This is a genomic window from Nonomuraea sp. NBC_00507 (assembly GCF_036013525.1).
Lineage (GTDB): Bacteria > Actinomycetota > Actinomycetes > Streptosporangiales > Streptosporangiaceae > Nonomuraea.
This window is the reverse complement of sequence record NZ_CP107853.1, coordinates 5,084,461-5,105,619: the sequence shown is the minus strand read 5'-3', so window position 1 is coordinate 5,105,619 and position 21,159 is coordinate 5,084,461. Positions and strand designations below refer to the sequence as shown.

The window sequence follows — 21,159 nt, the reverse complement described above, 5'->3', positions numbered from 1 at the left end:
CGTTGCCTCCTTCGGCCTCAGCACACCTCGACACCTTCGCTCGCGACCACCTGCCCCCCGCCTCCCTGTGGCCGACGATCGAGTTCACCACGCCGGAGCTGCGCTATCCGGCCCGCCTCAACGCCGGCGCCGAGCTCATCGACGTCCCCGTCGCGACGTTCGGGGCCGAGCGGCCGGCGCTGCGCACCCCGGGTGGGGAGACCTGGTCCTACGGCGAGCTGCGGACCCGCGCCAATCAGGTCGCCCGCGTGCTCACCGAGGACCTCGGCCTGGTTCCGGGACAGCGGGTCATGCTGCGCTCGCCCAACAACCCGTGGACGGTCGCGGCCTGGCTCGGCGTGCTCAAGGCCGGCGGCGTCGTCGTGACCACGATGGCCGCGTTGCGTGCCCGCGAGATCGCCCCCATCGTGGAGCGGACCAGGCCCTCGATCGCGCTGGTGGACCACCGGTGCGCCGACGACGTCCACGCCGTTCGCGACACCGTCCTGCCGTCGCTGACGGTCATGGAGTACGGCGGCACGGGCCCGGAGGATCTCATCGCCCGCGCCGCCGCCAAGCCGGGCGACTTCACCGCCGTGGACACCGCCGCTGACGACGTGGCGCTCCTCGGACCGACGTCCGGCACCACCGGCGCCCCGAAGATCACCATGCACTTCCACCGCGACCTCCTCTCCATCGACAACACCTTCGGCCGCCATGTGCTGAAGCTGGCCCCGGACGACGTCGTCGCCTGCTCCGCCCCCCTGGCCTTCACCTTCGGCCTCGGCATGCTCGTCGTCTTCCCGCTGCGGGCGGGCGCCTGCGCCCTGCTGACCGAGGCGGCCACGCCGCCGCAGCTCGCGGAGATCGTCCAGCGGGAGGGCGTCACCGTTCTCGCGACCGCCCCCACGGCCTACAAGGCGATCCTGCGCGAAGGCAGGGAACAGCGGCTCGCCGGGCTGCGGACCGCGGTCTCGGCAGGTGAGCACATCCCGCGGCAAACGTGGGAGCAGCTAAGAGACCGGCTCGGGCTCAGGGTCATCGACGGCATCGGCGCCACCGAGATGTTGCACATCTTCATCTCGGCCGCCGGTGACGACCTGCGCCCCGGCGCCACGGGGAAACCGGTGCCGGGTTACCGCGCCGCCATCCTCGGCCCCGACGGCTCGGAGCTCGGCCCCGGCGAGCAGGGACTGCTGGCTGTGATCGGCCCCGTCGGCTGCCGCTACCTCGACGACGTGCGCCAGAAGAACTATGTCCTCAACGGCTGGAACGTCACCGGCGACATCTTCTCCAAGGACGAGGCCGGCTACTTCTACTACCAGGCACGCAGCGACAACATGATCGTCTCTTCGGGCTACAACATCGGCGGGCCGGAGGTCGAGGCGGCGATCGACACCCACCCCGACGTGATCGAGTCCGCCGTCGTCGGCCGGCCCGACGCCGAGCGCGGCTCGGTGGTCTGCGCCTTCGTCGTGCTCCGCGAGGGCGTGACCGGCGACGCCGCCAAGGCCAAGGAGATCCAGGATCACGTCAAGCAGGTCCTGGCCCCGTTCAAGTACCCGCGCGACGTGCGGTTCTGCGACTCCCTGCCGCGCAACGTGAACGGCAAGCTGCAGCACTTCAGGCTGCGGGACATCGTCAGGAACGAGCAGGCGGCCTCGGTGTGACCGGCGCCCGGCCGGCCCGCTCCAGCCATGCGAGCGGCCGAGCCGCCTGCCGGTCAGCGAGCCCCGACGGCGGGCGCCCTCTGCGGGAACAGGCTGTCGAACACCGCTACCCGGTCGAAGGACATCGCGCGGGCGCGGGCGCGAAGCTCCAGGTCCTGCCGCTCGGCGGCGGTCATGTCCAGGACCACCCGGTCCACGGCCGCGGCCAGACCGGCGATGTTCCCGGGCTCGACGATGACGGCGGTGTCGCCGACCGCCTCGAGGGTCCCGCCCGTCATGGTGGTGATGATCGGCCCACCGCCGGCCAGCATCTTCTCGGCCAGGGCGATGCCGAACGTCTCGACGAAGTCGGGCTCGGGCTTGGTGGGCAGCGCGTAGGCCGCACAGCCGCGCATGAGCAGCGGCTTCTCCTGATCGTCGACATCGGTGAGGAACACCACCCGGTCGTCCTCCGCGGCCATCGCCCGTACGTGCTCCAGCACCGGCCCGGTGCCGGCGACGACCAGTTTCACGCGCGACCGGCAGCGCATCTGGCCGAAGGCGGACACCAGGTCGTAGATCCCCTTGGCCGGAGTCACCCGGGACAGGAACAGGATGTACCTGTCACGCTCCAGACCGCGGTGCGCGAGTGCGGCGTCCACGTGCGCCGGATCCAGGTCGAGAAAGGCGGCGGAGTCGATCGGCGGGTAGCTGACGGTCACGCGGCGCCGGCATTGCTCGGCGAACGTGGTGCCGCACTGCGCGTCCACCTGCTCGGCCGAGGCGACGATCTCCTGCCGGGTGTACTCGGAGACCGCGACGACCTCGTCGTTGGCCAGGAACGTGGTGAACAGCACGGTCGCCGCGCCGAACCGGCCTTCCCGCAGGCATGACTTGATCACGTTGGTCACGTCGGAGCCGACCGCTTTCGCGATGGTGTGGACGTTCGGCGCGAACCCGGCCGCGCGGGCGGCCCCGACCGCGTCCACCACCACCGAGGTGTGCGGAGACAGGTACATGGACAGGCAGATCGTGGGCACCGGTTCGGCGAGCAGCTCGACGAGGCGGCCGGTGAGGCCGGCCTGGTGGCGCCCGTCCGGCACCCGGTAGTCCCCGACCGCCTCCGGCCGCTCCACGGTGATCCCGGCGCTGTACGGCAGCAGCCGGTCCAGCGGCTTGAGCGGCAACCCGGCCGCCTGCAGCGTCGCAATCGGCCAGGTCAACAGCCGTACGTCGGAGAACCCGCGGGTCAGCGCCACCTCGGCGAGGTTGCGGGCTTCGCCGGAGTGACCACAGATGACCGGGTCAGCTCTGACCACGATGACGAGACGGCGACGGATGTGGGTCATCGCGCTTCCTCCGGTGTTGCGGGTGGATCGGAAAGGGATGGCGGGCGGATCCCCCATCCCCACGCTGACGGCTCCGGGCCCAGCCGCAGATGCAACCGGCCGCCGCGGTGCACGGTGGCGGCGCTCAGGTGCGTCGCGTGCAGGGGTTTGCCGTTGAGGGTCGCCGACTGGACGTATTGCGGCGGTGGGTCACGATCGATGCCGTCGACACCGATCGGCCGCTCGCGGTGCCCGCTGGTCTCGATGACGAACTCGTTGCCGCCGGCCTGGAGCACGGCCCGGTCGAACGCGGGCGCGTTGACCAGGAACAGGTTCTGGCCGGCGATCGGGAACAGCCCCAGAGACGCCCAGACGTACCAGGAGCTCAGGCCGCCGGAGTCGTCGTTGCCGGGCAACCCGCCGGGTCCGGTGCCGAACTGCCAGGTCAGCGCCGCTTGGACCACCTGGGCCGTGCGGTCGGGCCGGCCCGCGTAGTGGTAGGCCCACGGCGCCTCCATGTCGGGCTCGTTGTTCAACCCCTCGAACCGGTTCAGGGCGTATCCGGCCGCCATCTCCGCCGGCTGCGGGCGCCGGCCGGGCTGCGTCACCGGTGCGGCGTCGAAGCCGAAGAACCTGTCCAGCTTGTCGATGAAGTCCTTGTCACCGCCGGCCAGGGCGATCCTCGCGGCCATGTCGTGCAGCAACCGGAACGAGTAGTTCCACTTGCCGCCCTCGTAGAAGTCCGAGTCGCGCAGCAGTCCCGTGCTCGGGTCGAAGGCGTTGGACCACTGACGGCTGCGGTCCTCGAGATCGTCGGCCAGGCGCCGGTCGTTCAGCGCCCGGGCGACCTGTGCCGTGCAGTGGTGGCCGTAGGCGAGGTCGAGGGTGTGGGTGATCGGGTGCACCACCCCGTGCTCGAAGAAGTCTTCGCCGTACAGGCGGCGCAGGTCACCGACCATGTGCACGAGCGCCCAGCTCCAGTCCAGCTCCGCCCGGCCGAGCGCGTGGGCGTCTGCCAGCGCGGTGTGGACGAGCGCGCTGGCCTGGCGGAAGAACCGGTCGGCGCCGCGGGACATCCGATAGCCGACGGGGAAGTTGCCTTCCTCCTCGCAGACCCGGATCAGCGACTCCAGCAGGTCCTCGAACCGGTCCGGGACGATGGCCGCGAGCAACGGCAGCTGTGTCTTGTAGATGTCCCACATGGTGCACACGTCGAACGCGAACGGCCCTTGGTTCGGCCAGAACGGGCTTTCGTCGTCGGCGATGCACGGCTTGATCAGCGCGTGGTAGAGCGCCGTCGCGAACACGGTGCGGCGTGCGGGCGTGCCACCCTCGACCTGGACACGGTCGAGGTGCTCGCCCCAGCTGGCCTGGGTCCGGGAACGCACCAGGTCGAACGCCTGCTGCCCATGCCCGCACTCGCGCTCCAGGTTCTGGCGCGCCTGGTCGCACCCGCGCAGCGAGAACCCGAGCCGCACCTCGATGGTCTGCCCCGGTGCGGCCGGCCCCATGAAGAGCATGCCGAAGGGCCGGAGCGTGGTGTGCCGGATGCTGTCGAAGTCCAGGCGCGTGCCGCCGTCGATGAGCCGCCGGTCGTACCAGAGCATCTGCCGCCAGCCCGGGCTGTCGACGTCCAGGTACACCGAGAGCGGGACGCCCTCCATCACCACCGTGCCTTGGGCCCTGCCGTGGCCCATGCTCTCCACCTGTGCCCGCAAGGGCACGGTCTGGCCGAGCTCGATGGCCAGGCCACCACAGGACAGATCGATCACGACGCGGGCGCTGCTGTGCGCGGGAAACGTGTAGCGATGCACGGCGACCTTGGCGCCGACGGTGAGCTCGCAGCGGACCCCGGTGTCCAGGGTGGCCGCGTAGTAGCCCGCCTCCGCCACCTCGTCGTGCAGCCGCCAAGCCTCCCCCAGCACATCCAGCGGCTGCACCATCGGGGTGACCCGGACGTAGTTGTAGTACTTGCGGATCGCGCCGGTGCCTGACTGCTGGAAATGGGTGAACCCGGATGCCTGCAGCTGCTCGAACATCTCCTCGGGCACGCCCTCGGTGTTCTTCGCGTACCGGCCGTATCCGGTCGGGTACGCGCCGGAGTAGGCGCAGGCCGAGACCATGCCCAGCGGCGACGTCGCACCCGGATGGGTGTTGCCTACCTGTGGTTTCGGCCACCACCAAGTGGCGGCCAGACCGCGTGCTCGAGGCAGATCGGTCGCCGCGGTGCCGATGAAGGGATCAACGTTGTCGAGGATGGCGGGACTCTACCCAGAGCGATCCCGCCTTAGGTTTCGGCCAGGTGAACTCCGTTCCCCAGCCGCACAAAAATCGCTCGCTGTCGATCTACCTGACTATTGTGATCTCCATCTGTCGGAGGGGAGCACAGCTGATGGCTACGGGCGGGTCCGAGGCGTCTCTGGGAAGCCGGTACGTCCTTCTGGACGAGATCGGCGCCGGCGCGATGGGGACCGTCTGGCGGGCACGGCACCGGGACACCGGGGAGACCGTGGCGGTGAAGCTGCTGCGCGACAGCCTCGCCGGCGACCAGGAGCTGGTTCTGAGGTTCGTGCAGGAACGCAACGTGATGCGGACCCTGCGTCATCCCAACATCGTCACGGTGCGCGACTTCGTCATCGAGGGAGAACGTCTCGCCCTGGTGATGGACCTCATCGAGGGCGGTGATCTCCGTACCCTCCTCCACCAGCGCGGCACCCTGCCTCCGGCGCAAGCGGCCCGGCTGATGGGCCAGGTCGCCGACGCGCTGGCGGTCGCGCATGCCGTGGGCATCGTGCACCGTGACATCAAGCCGGGCAACGTCCTGATCGACGCGGCCACGGGACAGGTGAGACTCTCGGACTTCGGCGTGGCCCGCATCGTCCACGGCCCGGGCCTCACGCAGACCACCTCGATCATCGGCACACCCGTGTACCTGTCCCCCGAGGTGGCCGAAGGCGGCGCTCCCACTCCGGCGGTGGACGTGTACGCCCTGGGCCTGATCTTGTACGAGCTGCTCGCCGGGCGCCCGCCCTTCGTCGGCGACCACCCGATGGCGCTGCTCAGGCAACATGCGATGGCCATGCCGCGGCGGCTGCCGGGAATGCCTGACGCCCTGTGGTCGGTCATCTCGGCCTGCGCCGGGAAGGATACGGCCGGACGTCCCAGCGCCCGGCAGGTGGCGATGGCGCTGAGCGAGGCGGCGCCGTCGCTGGCCGAGTGGCCCGCCCTGCCCCCGGTCCCCAGGCAGGAGGCGCCGTCCGTGACCTCCGAGTCCCTCCCTTCGCCGCCTCCTCCCCCCGCTGCAGGAACGGACGGCGTCTCCACCGCAGCCCGGACCGCCCCGGCCGACGACGGGACCGTGGCCTCGACTCGGCGCGGACGATCCCGGCAGCGGCTGGTCATCGTCGCGACCACCTGCATGGCGCTCGTGCTCAGCGCGGCGGCAGTGGCCGTCGTGGCACCATGGCGGGCACCGGATGCGGGGGCCGCCGCGCCCGTTGCGGCCGGCTCCTCGATCCCATCGGCCGACGATCCGCCCGCGACAGCCGGCACCCCGTCCACCGCGAAGGAAAGCTCCCCAGCGCGTTCACCCAAGCTACGGACGGAGCGGAACCCTACCCCGGAGACAACCGTTTCCGAACCGCCCAGCCCGCCGCGTTCGACCAAGCCGGAGACGACCCGCGTCCGGACGCCCCAGCCGAAACGATCGACACCCACGGCGGTCGAGCCGACGGCCGACAAGCGCACGCCCAAACCCGCGGACCCGACGCCGAGCTGGCGATGCCGTGCGTGGGTCTCCGCGGGAACCGGCAGCGGCACGGAGAGGTCGCCCTGTATCGCCATGGTGGGCGATACTTTCTACCTGCAAGGGCGGATCAGAGGATCCAGCTCGGTACGTTCGGACATCCACGTCCAGTTGTTCAACACCGACGCGGATACGAACATCTCGCAGCCCTTCATCTGCACGAACGTCTCCCCGTCGACCGCGGGTGGGATCGCCACCTGCGGCCCGTTCAAGGTCACGGCTCCGCGCACCGGAGCCAAGATCGACGTACGCCAGCGGTGGAGGAGAACGGGCACGGCCGCTTACGGCGGCGGCGCGGAGAGCCCCTGGGTCCTCTGGTAGACGACGCCCGCCGGGCAGGCGGGGAACAGCGGGCGGGTGCCCGTGGACCAGGCGTCCGGGTCGGTGAATCGGCACCCGTAGCCGGGGTTCGCCACGGTGGCCGCGTCGGTCACATCGTCCCCAGCGGGTCGCGGGCCGCCGCGTTCCCATCGGACCAGGTCGTCCCAGGCGGCCCCGACCTCGGCGTCGCTGAACTCGCAGTGCCCCACCGCCCGGATCGCCCGCTGCACCAGCAACCCGTCGCGCCCGTGACGGGACACGTCGGCCCGGTAGTGCTGCTCCATGGAGAACGGCACGAAGTTGTCGCCCAGGTTGTGCAACGAGAGCACGGGCACGTCGATCCTGCCGGAGACGGCGGGCACGGCGGTCAACCGGTGTGTCCTGCGCGCCACCGGATCCTCGGGAGGCACCCGCTGCACGCTCGCGTCGACGTTCACCGGCGAGCCCGGAAGGTAGCTGGTGTCGAGGTTCGTCGCCACCCTGCCCGGCTCCTGTGCCAGCGTGCCTTCCCCGGCCGGTCCCGCGAGCCCGAACAGGAAGTCCTTCCAGTACGCGAAGGCGGCCTGCGCCCCGGGACGCTCGCCGCCGCCGAGGTTGACGACGATGGCACGGAACTGCTCGCCGAGCTCGTTCACCGGACCCGGGCCGGCCAGCCCCAGCCGTTCCTGGATCTTCGGCACGGCGGAGGTGGCGTAGTCAGCGGGGAACGGGTAGGCGGGCACGTCCGCCAGATCCTGCGCGACGAGGTGGTAGTCGAGGAAGAAGTCGAACAGTTCGTGGTCGCCGAGCACCCCGCACATCGGCAGGGCCGCGTCGTAGTAGCCCGGATACTGCTCGAGTGAGCGGACCGTGACATGACCGCCCATGGACACCCCGGCCAGGAACGTCCGCCGCGGCTTGCCCACCACGCGCCCGAAGTGATCGGCAAGGTCGCGGGTGCTCAGCACGCCGGCCCGCACGTCATAGTCGTTGGCGTAGTAGGAGGACGCGGCCCACGCATAGCCCTGGTCCAGCAGCCGCCGCCGCAACCCGTAGCCGGGCGGATCCACGGTGAGCACCCGGGTGTCGCCACGGAACCCGTGGGCCCACATCAGCAGAGCGCCGTTCCACCGTGGCGGCACCTCGATGTCGAAGGCCGCATGCCCGTGCACCCCTTGCAGGACCCGGCTCGGCCGTCCACCCACGATCATGGGCTCCAGGGGCGGGTTGTCGATCGTGTAGCCGGGTAACGGCTGGTCGTCGCGGACGTGCCCACCGGGCGCCGCGTCCGCGGCGGTGGAGGTGAGCAGCACGGCCGATAACGCCATGGCGGACACGATCAAGCTCCGACGGCGCATCTGCCGTCACCTCCGGGGCGACCTGCTCGGGCGGGTGATGATTCGTTCATACTCCGAGCGGCCGTGCAGAGGAAGGGTCCGCTGAGCGGCCTTGCGGAGGAAGGGCCCGCTGAGCGGCCTTGCGGAGGAAGGGCCCGCCGGGCGCCGGCTACCCCTGTGCCGGCTCGGCGGCGCCGTACGCGTCGTGCCAGTTCCACCACTCGTACGGCGGGGTCTGGGGATAGCCTTCGGGCGAGTCCTCCCACTCCTCCTGCCGCCCGAGCGCGGTCATGTCGAGGTAGCTCCAGGTGCTCCCCAGCGCCTCGTCGCCGCGGTTGTTGATGAAGTAGGTGCGGAACACCCTGTCGCCGTCGCGGATGAACGCGTTCGTGCCGTGCCATTGGTCCACACCGAAGTCGGCGTCGAACTCGTCGGTCAGCGTGTACCAGGGCATCGTCCAGCCCATCCGCGCCTTCACCCGCTCGATGTCCGGCTGGGGCGCGCGTGAGACGAAGGCGAGGGTGGTGTCGCGGGCGTTCAGATGGGCGAGGTGGCCGACATGATCGGCCACCATGGAGCAGCCGACGCACGCGTGGTCGGGCCAGCCCTCCACACCGGGATCGAAGAAGGCCCGGTAGACGATCAGCTGACGGCGGCCCTCGAACAGGTCCAGCAGGCTCGCCCTGCCCTTGGGTCCGTCGAACGCGTAGTCCTTCTCCACCGCTATCCACGGCATCCGCCGGCGCTCCGCGGCCAGCGCGTCCCTGGCGTGGGTCAGCTCCTTCTCCTTGACGAGCAGCTGCTCGCGCGCTGCCTCCCACTCTCCCGGTGTGACGATCGGTGGTGTCTTCATCATGATGTTCACCTTCCTTGGTCAGCCGTGCCGTCTCGGTCTTCGCCGCGCGGAATTGTGGCGTCTTTGCGCGCGTCTCGGTCAAGGTGGTCCTTCAATGCCCCGAGCGGGCTGTCCCAGTCGCGGGCCAGCGCGGCCAGGAACTGCTGCGCCACCTGCATCGGCGCGGAACGCAGCCGGTAGCGCACCCGGCGCCGCTCCCCCGGCTCTGCCGTCACCAGGCCGGCCTCGGCCAGCAGCGCCAGATGCTTGGCGATCGCCTGCCGCGTGATCGGCAGCCGGCCCGCCAGGTCGGTGGCCGTGGCCGGCCCCTCCGCGGCCAGCGCGGCCAGGATGGCCCGCCGGCTCGGGTCGGCCAGCGCTATGAAGACCTGCTCGGCGAGCGCCTCGCTCTCAGCCGGCATCGAGGTGGCCGGCCAGTTCGCCGAGCTCGCGCGCCCACCCCTGGACGTGGCCGTCGTACGCCTCGCGGTAGACCTCCTCCGGCAGCTGGGCGAAACCGGTCTCGACCACCCGCAACCGGGTGCCCGCACCGGCCGGTTCGAGCGTGAACTCGACATAGGTGCGGCGCGGATCATCGTCGGGCAGCTCGTGGATCTGCCAGGTGAACCCGAACACCGTCGGCTCCTCCACCCGTTCCACGCGCATGTCGACCGCGGACCCGTCGGACCACCTCATCTGGGCCGCCCCGCCCGGGCGCAGGTCGATCGTCGCCTCGTTGCCGAACCAGGCGCCCAGCCCCTCGGCCGTGGTGAGCGCCGCCCACACCTTGTCCGGCGGGTGAGCGAGCTCGACGGTCCGCTCGATGCGATCAGGGAAGCCCATGACACCTCTCAACATGTAGCAACCGTTCGGTTGCCACATTATGGCAACCGAACGGTTGCGTCAAGCCGAGCGCGCCGCCTGCGGCGGAGGCGGCCGCGAGATCCCGGCCCGCGAGGTTCCGATGGCACAGCCTGGGGAAACCGTTCCTCGTGACCGAGCCGATGCACCTGCGCGGCATCGCGTTGCCGTCGGAGGAGGTCGTCGAGTTCTGGATCGAGGACGGCCTGCTGACGGATGAGCCGGTGCCGGGCGCCACGACCGTTGTGGACGACTGCTGGCTGCTGCCAGGTCTGGTGGATGCCCACACCCATCCCGGCGCGGAACAGCCGGGTGACCCGCTCGATGCGAACGTGCTCCGGCGGCACGGCAGAGAGCATCTGGCGGCGGGCGTGACGCTGCTGCGCGTGCCCGGCTCGGCCGATCGCCTGCCGAGCTGGTTCGGCACTGAGCCGGACCAGCCGCGGGTGCTGTCCGCGGGCCGCTGGCTGGGACTGCCCGGCATGTTCTACGAAGGCTGGGTACGGCACGTCGGCGAGGCGGAGATGGCCGACGCGGCGGTCGAGGAGGCGCTCGCCTCCGGCGGCTGGTGCAAGATCTACGCCGACTGGGTGGTCGACGAAAGCGGCCTGTACGGTCCCCACCTGCCTGCCGACCGGCTCGCCGAGGCCACCCGGCGGGTGCACGCTGTAGGAGGGCGGGTCGCCGTGCACGCGCAGACGGCCGAGGGCGCCAGGGCGGCGGTCGAGGCCGGGGTGGACAGCCTGGAACACGGCCTCGGCCTCGAGGTGGATCTCCTGGACCGGATGGCTGCCCAGCACATGGCGCTCGTGCCCACGTTTACCGTCTGGCGCACCTTCGAGCACGTCGCCCGCGCCTCGCGCTCGGCCCGCTTCCGCGACTGGTTCCGCGCCGCTCACGCCGGTCTCGGACCGCTGGTGTCCGCCGCCCATGAGGCGGGCGTGACGGTGCTGGCCGGAACCGACAGCTACGGGACGCCCGTGCTCCCGCATGGCCGGGTGAGCGGCGAGGTACGCCACCTGGCGGCGGCGCCGATGCCCGCAGCGGCAGCGATCGGCGCAGCGTCCTGGACGGCACGATCTTTCCTCGGATTTCCCGGTCTGGAGCCTGGAGCGCCCGCCGACGTCGTGGCCTACGACCAGGATCCCCGTACTGACGTGACAGTCCTGGACCGACCTGTGCGCGTCATTCACCGCGGCCGGCTCGTCAGATGACACGCCGCCGGCGGACTGGGCACTCCCCGTTACCGTGGCCTTCTCAGGACTGCGTGCGGGACCACTGCTGGTGGGTGCCGCTGCCGCAAGCCCACTGCTGGATGTCCGCACCGTCGGCCGTGGAGGCGTTGGCCACGTCCAGGCACTTGCCGCTGTGACGGGCCCTGAGCTGGAAGTAGCCGCCCGTGGCCGCCCACTGCCACTGCTGGTTGGCACCGCCGCCGCAGGTGTACTGGATGACGTTCGCCCCATCCGCCGTGGAGCCGCCGGCCACGTCCAGGCACTTGCCGCTGTTCTGGCTCACCAGCCGGTAATAGCCACCGCCGACGTCCTGGAACTGCCACTTCTGATTGCCGCCGCCGTTCCACGGATACTGCTTCACCTCGGCGTTGTTCGCCGTCGAGGCGCTGACGACGTCCATCACCTTGCCGCTGTGCCGGGCGGTGATCCGGTAGGAGGGCGTGGAGCCACTGCCCGTGATGACGCCGGTGGCGGTGTCGATGGTGATCTGCGGGTACCAGGTGAGACTCATGCTGGTGGCGGACGGGAACGTGATCGGCAACCAGACGTACTGGGAATCGTTGACCGGTCCGCCCCAGGCGCCGGCCCAGCGGTCCCCCATGTAGAGGTAACCAGTGGTCGACGAGCCCTGGATCGGCAGCACATACGCCGGTTGCGAGCTGAACGTCGTACCGTCGCCGACGTTGGTCCACCCGGTCCATGGGCCGGAGATGCTCGACGCGGTGGCGTAGCGGGCCTGGTTCGGGTTCCAGCCCGTCGCTCCCGAGGTCAGCAGGAAATAGACGTTGCCCCTTTTGAACAGTGCGGGCGCCTCACGGTGGGCGTCGTTCCAGAAGTTGCCCACGAGCGAGCTGACATTCAGGTAGTCCGGCGTGAGCCGGTAGATGTGCAGGTCGTAGTTCTCATCCGCCGCCGAGATCATGTAGGCCGTGCCGTTGTCGTTGTAGAGCGTGATGTCCCGCGACATGTGCTGCCCCAGCGGGCGGAAGCTGCCGTGGTAGGTGTAGGCGCCGTCCACGGTCGCGGAGGAGGCGACGGCGGCGCGCGCCTCGCTGTAGTTGGATCCGTTCTCCTTGTGCATCCACATGACGAATCTGCCGGTGGAGCTGTTGTAGATGACCTTCGGTCGTTCGATGTTGGCGACGTTGAGCTCGGCGTGCGACGACTGAGTGAGGACGTTGTTGCGGAACTCCCAGTTCAGCAGGTCCGTGGACCGGTAGACCGAGACCGCGCGGAAGGTGTTGTCGGGATTGCGATGCTCGCCGAACCAGTAGTAGTAGTCGCCTGACTTCAGCACGCCGCCGCCATGGGCGTGCAGCACATTCCCGCTGGTGTCACGGAACTGGGTGCCGTTGGTGATGGTCACCGGAGCCGCGTGTGCCGGTGACTCGGCATGGACGACGACGGCACCGGAGAGCAGCACGGTTGCCGCGACCGCCCGCAACAGGCTCATGAGGTGCGCACGTAACCCTGTGATCATGCCGATCCTCCGTTGTCAGAACGAAGATCAATGTTCGCGCTAACATGCCCGTGCCGACCTACACCCACGTTTCTGACGCGTTTCGCAGAGTGTCATGGCGCCCAACAAGATTGTCAATGCTCTGTCAACTGTTACCAGTGGGATTGCAGTGGCTTCCAAGGTCTGCTCGCGATCATGTGGCTTTCAGAGCAGAGAAAGGGACCCCCATGAAGAGGACAGCGTTGCTGCTGGGCGCCGCGGTGCTCAGCAGCCTGCTGGCCGCTCCTCCCGCGCTCGCCGCGCCGGCGATCAAGACGGCGGTGGCGCAGGTCAAGGCAAGCCCCGCCCAACGTTCCGGCGGGTGCCCCACCACGGTCGGCTTCTCCGCCGTGGTGGCGGCCAAGGGCAAGGGCACCGTGCGCTACCGGTGGGTGCGCGGTGACGGCAGCAAGGGCGCGATCAAGAGCTTCCGCGTCAACGGCGCACGCAAGGTCGTGGTACGCGATCGGCAGACGTTCGATCGCACGACGTCCGGGTGGCAGGCGGTGGAGATCGTCGGTAAGCGTGGGTTGTCGAGCAAGGCCCGGTTCAGGATCGCCTGTGAGGGACCCGCCACGGTGTGGGACTCCTCTCACCCGCTGCCCGCCGACGCGGGCAAGCCTTTGGAGTCCGCCGCGGACGTCGACGTCCGCCCGGCGACCTACAACGGCGCCTGCCCGACGACGGTGACGTTCACCGCCACCATCCAGGTGTCGCGGACCCCGGCCAAGGTCGACTACCAGTGGATCGACAGCGCCACCGGCGAGGGACGGCCGGCGTCGCTCTACTTCGCCGCCGGCGGCCCGCACCTGCGCCAGGTCACCCTGCCGCTCAGCGTGGGGAACTCCATGAGCGGCTGGAAGGCCATCCACATCCTCAACGCCGGCGGCCACGACTCCGGGCGGGCGGCGTACCACGTGACCTGCAAGCCCGGTCCGACCCCGACTCCCACCGGCACTCCCACCCCGACCGGCACCCCGACCGGCACTCCCACCCCGACCGGCACCCCGACCGGCACTCCCACGCCAACCGGCACCCCCACCGCCACCGGTACGCCGACCTCGACGCCCACAGGCCGGCCCGGTCAGAAGCCGACGGCGCAGATCCTCACCTTCTGGCCCGGGGACTACGAGGGAAGCTGCGCGGAGCCCATCAACTACGAGGTCACGGGCACCGTCAACCTCCCGGCTGGAGCGGCGCAGAAAGTCACCTACTGGTGGCTGATGGATGGCGTGAAGTGGCGGGAGCACACCGTGGACTTCCCGGCCAGCGACCAGCCCAGGTCCCAGTACACCTCCGCCATCTGGCAGATCAGCGTCGGTGGCCGCCACAGCGCGGCCCTCGGGGCCGAGGGCGGCGAGCCCGCCGAGCGGCAGTTCACCGTCACGTGCAAGGAGCCCGACACCGCCAACGTGGTCATCCACGACGTGCTGACCCCGCTCTACCAGGGTGACTGCACCTCCTACTACGCGCTCACCACCAGCGCGAAGGTCGTGTCCGACCGGGACACCGAGATCAGCTACCGTGTCGTGGTCGACGGCAAGCCCGGCGTGACCAGGACCGAGAAGCTCCATGCCGGGCGCCCCCAGTCGATCGGCGACTTCTGGTACGACTGGACGAAGCAGACCAAGAGCGGCACCATCCGCATCGAGCTGCTCAATCAGAACAAGGCGGCCAAGGAAGCCCCCTACCGCCGCACGTGCTGGACGCAGACTCCCGAGCCCGGCACGGTACGGTTCGCCAGCTTCACCCCGATGGCCTACTACGGCGACTGCGCGGAGGCGCCGTACCCGACCGCCCACGCCACGCTCCTCGCCGCCCCGGGAACGGAGATCTCCTACCGGTGGGTCGTCGATGGCAAGCCGCAGGACACCTTCACGCGCAAGATCGGCGATGGCGGGTTCCTGCAGGCGCAGGCCTTCCACTGGCACCGGAACCCGAAGACCGACGGCGTCGTCCGGTTTGAGGTGCTGAACCACAACAAGCCGTCCATGGAGGCCGCCTATCCGATCCACTGCCAGAGCTGACGTCCGGGTCTGGCCCGCCGACCGAGCGGGCCAGGTCGGGCCCCGCCTCCTGCAGGACAGCGCGGCAGCACGCCGGCCGTATAGTCGAATTCATGAGCACCAAAGGGACGTCCTCACCGGCGGCCGAGCACGCCGAGGGAGATTTCGGCTGGTCCCTTGGAGTGCTGTTGCGGGCGCTCCACGGCTCGCTGGAGTCGGTGCTGGGTGACCTGCCGCACGGGCCGCGCGGCTATCAGACACTGTCCACCGTGGTCCACGGTGATCAGCCCAGTCAGCTGGCGCTGGCGGCGCATCTGGGCATCGACAGGACCGTGCTGACCTACCTCATCGACGACCTGGTCGAGGCGGGCCTGGTGGAGCGCCGGCTCAACCCGGCCGACCGGCGGCAGCGCAAGATCGTCGCCACCGACAAGGGGACCGCCACGCTGCGCGATCTCGAGCAGCGGGTGCGGGCGGTCGAAGACCGCGTTCTCGAGGCGCTGGACGCCGACGAGCGTGAGGTGTTCCGCAAGCTGCTGCGGCGGGCGGCCTGCGGCGTGCGTGACATCGAGGCGGACACCGATCCCTGTGTCGTGGTCGAAGAGGTGCTCGGCACCGGTTCCGCCGCCCCCGGCGTGTAACAGCATGGCGTCATCGCGGCCTCGGGCGCTTCTGCGCCGGGGGCCGCGGTCGCGTTGCCAAGGCCTGGAATAGCCGAGCGAGATCTGTGGTTTGGCAACACATATTCTCTACATACAGTTTGTGCAGCCACACATCTGTAACAGATCGATGAACGGGGAACTCATGGCTGACTACGGCCACGACCTGCTGTTCGGGTCGTTCATCACCCCTGCCAACGCCGCGCCCGAGCAGGTGCTGGACCTGGCGCAGGCCTCTGAGGAGGCCGGGCTGGACCTGGCCACCTTCCAGGACCACCCCTACCAGCCGGGCTTCTTGGACACCTGGACGCTGCTGAGCTACGTCGCGGCCCGCACGGAGCGGATCCGCGTCACGGGCAATGTGATCAACCTTCCGCTGCGGCCACCCGCCGTGCTCGCCCGCGCGGCGGCCAGCCTGGACCTGCTCAGTGGCGGACGCTTCGAGCTCGGGCTGGGCGCCGGGGGGTTCTGGGACGCCATCGAGGCCATGGGCGGCCGCCGGCTGAGCCCCGGCCAGGCCGTGGACGCGCTCGATGAGGCCATCGACATCATCCGCGGCGTCTGGGACGCGGACAACAAGACCCGTCTGCGCGTGGACGGCACGTATTACCAGGTCGAAGGCGCCAAGCGCGGCCCCGCCCCGGCGCACGACATCGGGATCTGGCTGGGCGCCTACAAGCCCCGGATGTTGCGGCTGATCGGCCGCAAGGCCGACGGCTGGCTGCCGTCGCTGCCGTACGTCCAGAGCCTGGACCAGCTCGCCGAGGCGAACGCGACCATCGACGCGGCCGCCGTCGAGGCCGGCCGCGATCCCTCCGCCATCCGCCGGCTGCTCAACATCGGCGGGACCTTCGGCCCGCCCAGCGATCGGCTGCTGTCGGGCCCGCCCGAGCAGTGGGCCGAGCCACTCGCCGCGCTGACCCGGCAGTACGGCTTCTCCGGCTACATCATCATGGGTGACGACCCGGCGACCCTGGAGATCTTCGGCCGGCAGGTCGCGCCGGCCACCCGCGAGCTGGTCGCCGCCGCCCGCCAGGCGAAGACAGGGGTCTGACGTGGACTACGGCCAGCCGCTGCGGTTCGGCGCCTTGATCGACGCCTCCTCGCCGCAGGAGGCCGTCGCCCACGCCACGCTGAGCGAGGAGCTCGGCCTCGACCTGGTCGCCGTCGGCGGCCCGGGTGACGACGACCACGACGATGCCGTGCTCGATGTGTGGACGCTGATGAGCTGGGTCGCGGCCCGCACCCGCACGATCGGCATCACCGGCGTGCTCGACGCCGGATCGTGGCACCCCGCGGTGCTGGGCCGCTCGGCCGCCAGCCTGGACCTGCTGGCCTCCGGCCGGCTCGGCCTGGCGCTGGCCGCGTCGAGCCGGGCGCATCAGGCGGCGGGCTCCGTGCGGCTGCCTCCCGCGCAGGCCGCCGCCGCGCTGGACGAGGCGATCGAGGTCGTGCGCGGCATCTGGGCGATCGATGAGCAGGCGCCTTTGCGCCTGGAGGGCGAGCACTACCGCCTCGACGGCGCCGAGCGGGGGCCGGCGCCTGCCCACACCGTCCCGGTGTGGCTCGGCGGCACGCAGCCCGAGCTACTGGAGCTGGCCGGCACCCAGGCCGACGGCTGGCTGAGCGTTCTCGGCGACCTGGCGGAGCTGCCCGTCCGGCAGAAGACCATCGACGAGGCGGCGGTGCGCGCGGGACGGGACCCGCGGGAGATCCGCCGGCTGGCCGTCATCCCGGTCTCCGGGCGGCCTGGGGCCGGCGAACTGGCGGCCCTGGCCATCGAGCACGGCATCAGCACGTTCCTGCTCGCCGGCGCGGGCGTCGACGACCTGCGCCGTTTCGCCGAGCAGACAGCGCCCACAGTGAGGGAGGCGGTCGCCGCCGACCGCGCCGCACGCGGCCTGGCCGAGGCCACCATCCCCAGCCTGCGCGTTCGCCGGCTGCGTCATCGGGACATCGACTACGACGCCGTCCCCGCACACCTGGCGCGGGTCGAGCCCGGTGACGCCGGGTACGCCCGCGTACGCTCGACCTACCTGCGGGGCGGATCTCCCGGCCTGGTCCTGCGGCCGGGCACACCGGGCGAGATCGCCGACGCGCTGGCCTTCGCCCGCACCCAACCGGTGAAGCTGGCCGTCCGCAGCGGCGGGCACGGCATCAGCGGCCGCTCCACCAACCACGGCGGCATCGTCATCGACGTCTCCCGCCTGAACGCCATCGAGATCCTCGACGAGCCGACCCGCCGCATCCGGGTCGGCCCCGGCGCCCGCTGGAGCGACGTGGCAGCGGCGCTGGCCCCGTACGGGTGGGCGCTCAGCTCGGGCGACTATGGCGGCGTCGGCGTCGGCGGGCTCACCACCGGCGGCGGCATCGGCTGGCTGGTACGCGAGCACGGACTCACTCTCGACCACCTGCGTGCCGTGGAGATGGTGCTGGCCGACGGCACCATGGTCAGGGCCGACGACACCGAGCACTCCGAGCTGTTCTGGGGCGTGCGCGGGGCGGGGGCGAACTTCGGCGTCGTCACCGCCTTCGAGTTCGAGGTGGACGAGGTCGGAGACGTCGGCTTCGCGCAGTTCGCGATGGACGCCTCCGACACGGCGGGGTTCCTGCAGAGCTGGGGCGCCGCCATCGAGGCCGCGCCCCGGGACGTCACGGGCTCGCTCATCATCGGCCGGCCCCGCCCTGGCGAGCCGGTGATCGCCCAGCTCATGACCGTGGTGGACGCGGACGACGCCGAGACGGTGATCAGCCGGCTCCAGCCCATCGCCGCCGTGGCCCCGCTGCTCGACTACAGCATCCAGATCCTGCCATACGCGGCGATCATGAACGTGCCGCCCGGCACGCACGCCGGCCAGGGCGAGCCGGTGACCCGCTCCGCCCTCGCCGACCACCTCACGCCCGAGCTGGCGGACGCCGCCGCCCGCCTGATCGGCAGCGGTGAGGTGTACTTCTTCCAGATCCGCGCGGTGGGCGGGGCGGCCTCCGACGTCCCACCGGACGCGACCGCGTACGCGGGCCGGTCGGCGAACTTCCAGCTGGTGGCCTTCGGCTCCAGCCGCGCCCGGCTCGACCGCCTCTGGGATGAGCTGCGGCCGCACTTCTCCGGGATCTACACCAACTTCGAGACCGACCTGCGGCCCGAGCGCCTCCACGACGCCTACCCGGGTGAGACCCTGCGGCGGCTGCGCGTGCTCAAACGCCGCTACGACCCCGGCAACGTCTTCCGCGACAACTTCAACATCACCCCGGCAACCTGATCAGGCGGTAGCGCACCGCAACAGATCATGTGCCCCACCATGAGAGAGGACCCGCGTGCCGCACTACAGCAGGCTCTGCAAGATCGTGATCGACGTCAACGAGGCCGACCATGCCAAGGAGGTCGGATTCTGGCAGGCCGCGACCGGTCAGACGCTGACGCAGTTCGCCGGCTTTCCCGAATACCACGGCGCCGACCTGGGCAGCGGCGAGTTCGGGCTGCTGGTCCAGCGGCTCGAGGAGGGGCCGGGCCGGGTGCACCTCGACATCCACACCGACGACGTGGAGGCGGAGGTCGCCCGGTTGGAGAGACTGGGCGCGAAACGCGTGCAATTCGTGCACGATCGTTGGTGGGTCATGCAGGACCCGGCAGGCCTGCCGTTCTGCGTCATACCGGATCCTCCGGGCACGCTCAATGACGACAACGCCCGCCGTTGGGACGACGCCGAGTAGCCGGCCGGCCGCGTCCGGCGTGGAGCCCGTCCGCTGATCGAAGGTGGATCATAGACCGTATGAACGCCATCAGGCTCACGCAATACGGCACCGGGGGCGGCTGCAGCTGCAAGATCCCTCCCGGCGAGTTGGAGGACCTGGTCGCCGGGCTCACCCCGCCCCCGTCTGCGACGGCGGGCCGGATACTCCTGGGGATCGACCAGGGGGACGACGCCGCGGTGCTCCAAATGGAAGGCGAAGGCCGGGCCATCGTCGCGACGACGGACTTCTTCACCCCCGTCGTGGACGATCCGTACGACTTCGGAAGGATCGCGGCCACGAACGCGCTCTCCGACGTCTACGCGGTCGGCGGCGAGCCCGTCATAGCCCTGAACCTCCTCGGCTGGCCCCGCGGCGTCCTCCCCCTGGAGCTCGCCCGCGAGGTGCTGCGCGGCGGTTCCGCGATGGCGCAGGTGGCGGGGTGCCATCTCGCGGGGGGCCACAGCATCGACGACCCCCACCCGAAGTACGGGCTGGCCGTCACGGGCCTGGCCGACCCCGGCCGGCTGCTGCGCGTGGACGCGGGCGAGCCCGGGCTCCCCCTCACCCTGACCAAGCCCCTCGGCCTCGGGGTGCTCAACACGCGGCACAAGGCGACCGGGGAGGTCTTCCCCGAGGCGGTCGCCACGATGACGACCCTCAACCGTGACGCCTCCCGGCTGGCGCTGGCCACCGGGATCCGGTGCGCCACGGACGTCACGGGTTTCGGCCTGCTCGGCCACCTCTACAAACTGGCCAGGGCGAGCGGCGTGACCGCGGTCGTCCACAGCGCCGCCGTCCCCTACCTGGACGGAGCCCGCGAGGCCATCCGCGACGGTTACGTCAGCGGCGGATCCCGGAGGAACCTCGACTGGGTCTCCCCCCATGGCGACTTCGGCGACCTGCCGGAGGACGAGCTGCTGCTCCTCGCCGACGCGCAGACCTCGGGCGGCCTGCTCGTCGCGGGCGAGATCCCCGGATTCCCGGTGATAGGCGAACTCGTCCCTCGCGGCGAACACCTGCTGATCGTGAAATAGCCGCGCTGATCGTGAACGAGCCGTGAGCTCCGGCTCGGGCAACCGCGCCCGAGCCGGCACCTTCAGGTTCGTGAGGTCGGGAACCGCTCGGCGAACGCGGCGCGGTTCGCCGAGTCCGGCATCCGGTCCCATACGGCGAACACCACCCGCTCGAACACCGCCGCGAAGGCGCCGCCCCCGGCCAGGTGGGTGTGGAAGGCCCCGGCGACCTCGCGTGGATCGTTGCGGAACACACCGCAGCCCCACGCCCCGAGCACCAGCGCGCGGGCGCCGTGATGCGCCGCGACGGCCAGGACGCGCCCCGCCCGCTCGTGGAGCGCCTGCCGGATCTGCTCACCCGCACCCGGGTCGCGGCGCAGCACCTGCCCGGCGTTGGGCGCCGGGCAGGTGAGGAACGAGACCAGGAACGGCTCGGCCAGCAGCCGGCCGCCCTCGTCACGGTGCACCGGCACGCCGGGCGACCAGATGACGCGGTGGCTGTAGAGCAGATCGGGCGAGGCCCGGTGTGCGGCGTAGTAATCGGGCGCCTGGAGAAGGCACGGGTAGAGCAGGGCGTGGCGGCACAGGTCCTCCTCCTGGGCCTTCGCGCCGCCGAGGTAGCCGCCTCCCGGGTTGCGGGCGGAGGCGAAGTTCAGCACGGCGATCCCGGCCGCCCCCTCCCGGTGCAGCCGCCGCGCCGCCTGCAGGCTGCTCTCGCCGGTGACCTCGAAGACCGTCCGGTACGCACCGGCCGCCGGCCGATCCAGGGGGCCGTCCGGCGGGTGACTCACGGTTCCGGCAACCGCGGCCCGCAGCACGGCACCCACCTCCACGGCCGTGCCGTCGGCGGCCGAGTAGGAGCCTTCGGCGACGATCCGCTCGTTGTCGGCCGCGACCTGACGCAATCTTCCACTCACGCGGC

General features: G+C 70.7%; 16 protein-coding genes and 1 pseudogene. 9 read left to right on the top strand and 8 right to left on the bottom strand.

The annotated features are described in order from the left end of the window. Positions 1–2: 2 nt before the first annotated feature. Entirely contained in the window at positions 3–1,649 is a 1,647-nt protein-coding gene (locus tag OHA25_RS24930) for an AMP-binding protein (RefSeq protein ID WP_327589918.1), read from the top strand. Between the two features lie 53 nt (positions 1,650–1,702). Here the strand turns inward: OHA25_RS24930 and OHA25_RS24925 are convergent, their stop codons facing one another. Beyond that, entirely contained in the window at positions 1,703–2,977 is a 1,275-nt protein-coding gene (locus OHA25_RS24925) for a glycosyltransferase (RefSeq protein WP_327589917.1), read from the bottom strand. Next, on the bottom strand, positions 2,974–5,190 hold the full coding sequence (locus OHA25_RS24920; protein ID WP_327591039.1) for a glycoside hydrolase domain-containing protein: 2,217 nt from the start codon (positions 5,188–5,190) through the stop codon (positions 2,974–2,976). The genes OHA25_RS24925 and OHA25_RS24920 overlap by 4 nt, the downstream gene beginning before the upstream one ends. Before the next feature lie 158 nt (positions 5,191–5,348). Between OHA25_RS24920 and OHA25_RS24915 the strand changes: the two genes are divergently transcribed. Beyond that, complete coding sequence (locus OHA25_RS24915; protein ID WP_327589916.1) at positions 5,349–7,082, top strand: serine/threonine-protein kinase; 1,734 nt, start codon at positions 5,349–5,351, stop codon at positions 7,080–7,082. On the opposite strand, the gene OHA25_RS24910 is transcribed toward OHA25_RS24915, so the two are convergent. The 4 genes from OHA25_RS24910 to OHA25_RS24895 form a co-directional block, all read right to left on the bottom strand. Next, positions 7,043–8,419, bottom strand: a complete 1,377-nt coding sequence (locus tag OHA25_RS24910; protein ID WP_327589915.1) for an alpha/beta hydrolase family protein — start codon at positions 8,417–8,419, stop codon at positions 7,043–7,045. The two genes, OHA25_RS24915 and OHA25_RS24910, sit on opposite strands and share 40 nt — an antisense overlap. Before the next feature lie 148 nt (positions 8,420–8,567). After that, a complete protein-coding gene (locus OHA25_RS24905; RefSeq protein ID WP_327589914.1) occupies positions 8,568–9,254 on the bottom strand; it encodes a DUF899 domain-containing protein in 687 nt (228 codons plus the stop codon). Between the two features lie 5 nt (positions 9,255–9,259). Next, positions 9,260–9,655 carry a helix-turn-helix domain-containing protein gene (locus OHA25_RS24900; RefSeq protein ID WP_327589913.1) on the bottom strand — a complete coding sequence of 132 codons (396 nt, stop codon included), beginning with the start codon at positions 9,653–9,655 and terminating at the stop codon, positions 9,260–9,262. Then, positions 9,645–10,076, bottom strand: a complete 432-nt coding sequence (locus OHA25_RS24895; protein WP_327589912.1) for an SRPBCC domain-containing protein — start codon at positions 10,074–10,076, stop codon at positions 9,645–9,647. The genes OHA25_RS24900 and OHA25_RS24895 overlap by 11 nt, the downstream gene beginning before the upstream one ends. A gap of 149 nt (positions 10,077–10,225) precedes the next feature. Between OHA25_RS24895 and OHA25_RS24890 the strand changes: the two genes are divergently transcribed. Beyond that, positions 10,226–11,308: an amidohydrolase family protein gene (locus tag OHA25_RS24890; protein WP_327589911.1), complete on the top strand. Its 1,083-nt coding sequence runs from the start codon at positions 10,226–10,228 to the stop codon at positions 11,306–11,308. Positions 11,309–11,351: 43 nt separating this feature from the next. Here the strand turns inward: OHA25_RS24890 and OHA25_RS24885 are convergent, their stop codons facing one another. Continuing rightward, the gene (locus OHA25_RS24885) at positions 11,352–12,809 is read right to left on the bottom strand and encodes an RICIN domain-containing protein (RefSeq protein WP_327589910.1); all 1,458 of its coding nucleotides are present in this window, start codon (positions 12,807–12,809) and stop codon (positions 11,352–11,354) included. Between the two features lie 206 nt (positions 12,810–13,015). On the opposite strand from OHA25_RS24885, the gene OHA25_RS24880 reads away from it, so the two are divergent. The 6 genes and pseudogenes from OHA25_RS24880 to selD all read left to right on the top strand — a co-directional run bounded on the left by OHA25_RS24880 (position 13,016) and on the right by selD (position 20,258). Continuing rightward, complete coding sequence (locus OHA25_RS24880; RefSeq protein WP_327589909.1) at positions 13,016–14,854, top strand: hypothetical protein; 1,839 nt, start codon at positions 13,016–13,018, stop codon at positions 14,852–14,854. 92 nt (positions 14,855–14,946) lie between these two features. Continuing rightward, positions 14,947–15,474 carry a MarR family winged helix-turn-helix transcriptional regulator gene (locus OHA25_RS24875; protein WP_327589908.1) on the top strand — a complete coding sequence of 176 codons (528 nt, stop codon included), beginning with the start codon at positions 14,947–14,949 and terminating at the stop codon, positions 15,472–15,474. A gap of 163 nt (positions 15,475–15,637) precedes the next feature. Continuing rightward, positions 15,638–16,525, top strand: a pseudogene (locus OHA25_RS24870) (LLM class flavin-dependent oxidoreductase); the annotation flags it as partial. A gap of 22 nt (positions 16,526–16,547) precedes the next feature. Next, a complete protein-coding gene (locus OHA25_RS24865; protein WP_327589906.1) occupies positions 16,548–18,752 on the top strand; it encodes an LLM class flavin-dependent oxidoreductase in 2,205 nt (734 codons plus the stop codon). A gap of 55 nt (positions 18,753–18,807) precedes the next feature. Beyond that, positions 18,808–19,203, top strand: coding sequence for a VOC family protein (locus OHA25_RS24860; RefSeq protein WP_327589905.1), 396 nt, complete (start codon positions 18,808–18,810; stop codon positions 19,201–19,203). Between the two features lie 59 nt (positions 19,204–19,262). Next, positions 19,263–20,258 (top strand): selenide, water dikinase SelD, encoded by a 996-nt coding sequence (gene selD / locus OHA25_RS24855; protein WP_327589904.1) that lies wholly within the window; start codon positions 19,263–19,265, stop codon positions 20,256–20,258. A gap of 62 nt (positions 20,259–20,320) precedes the next feature. On the opposite strand, the gene OHA25_RS24850 is transcribed toward selD, so the two are convergent. Continuing rightward, on the bottom strand, positions 20,321–21,154 hold the full coding sequence (locus OHA25_RS24850) for a TIGR02452 family protein (RefSeq protein ID WP_327589903.1): 834 nt from the start codon (positions 21,152–21,154) through the stop codon (positions 20,321–20,323). Positions 21,155–21,159: the final 5 nt, after the last annotated feature.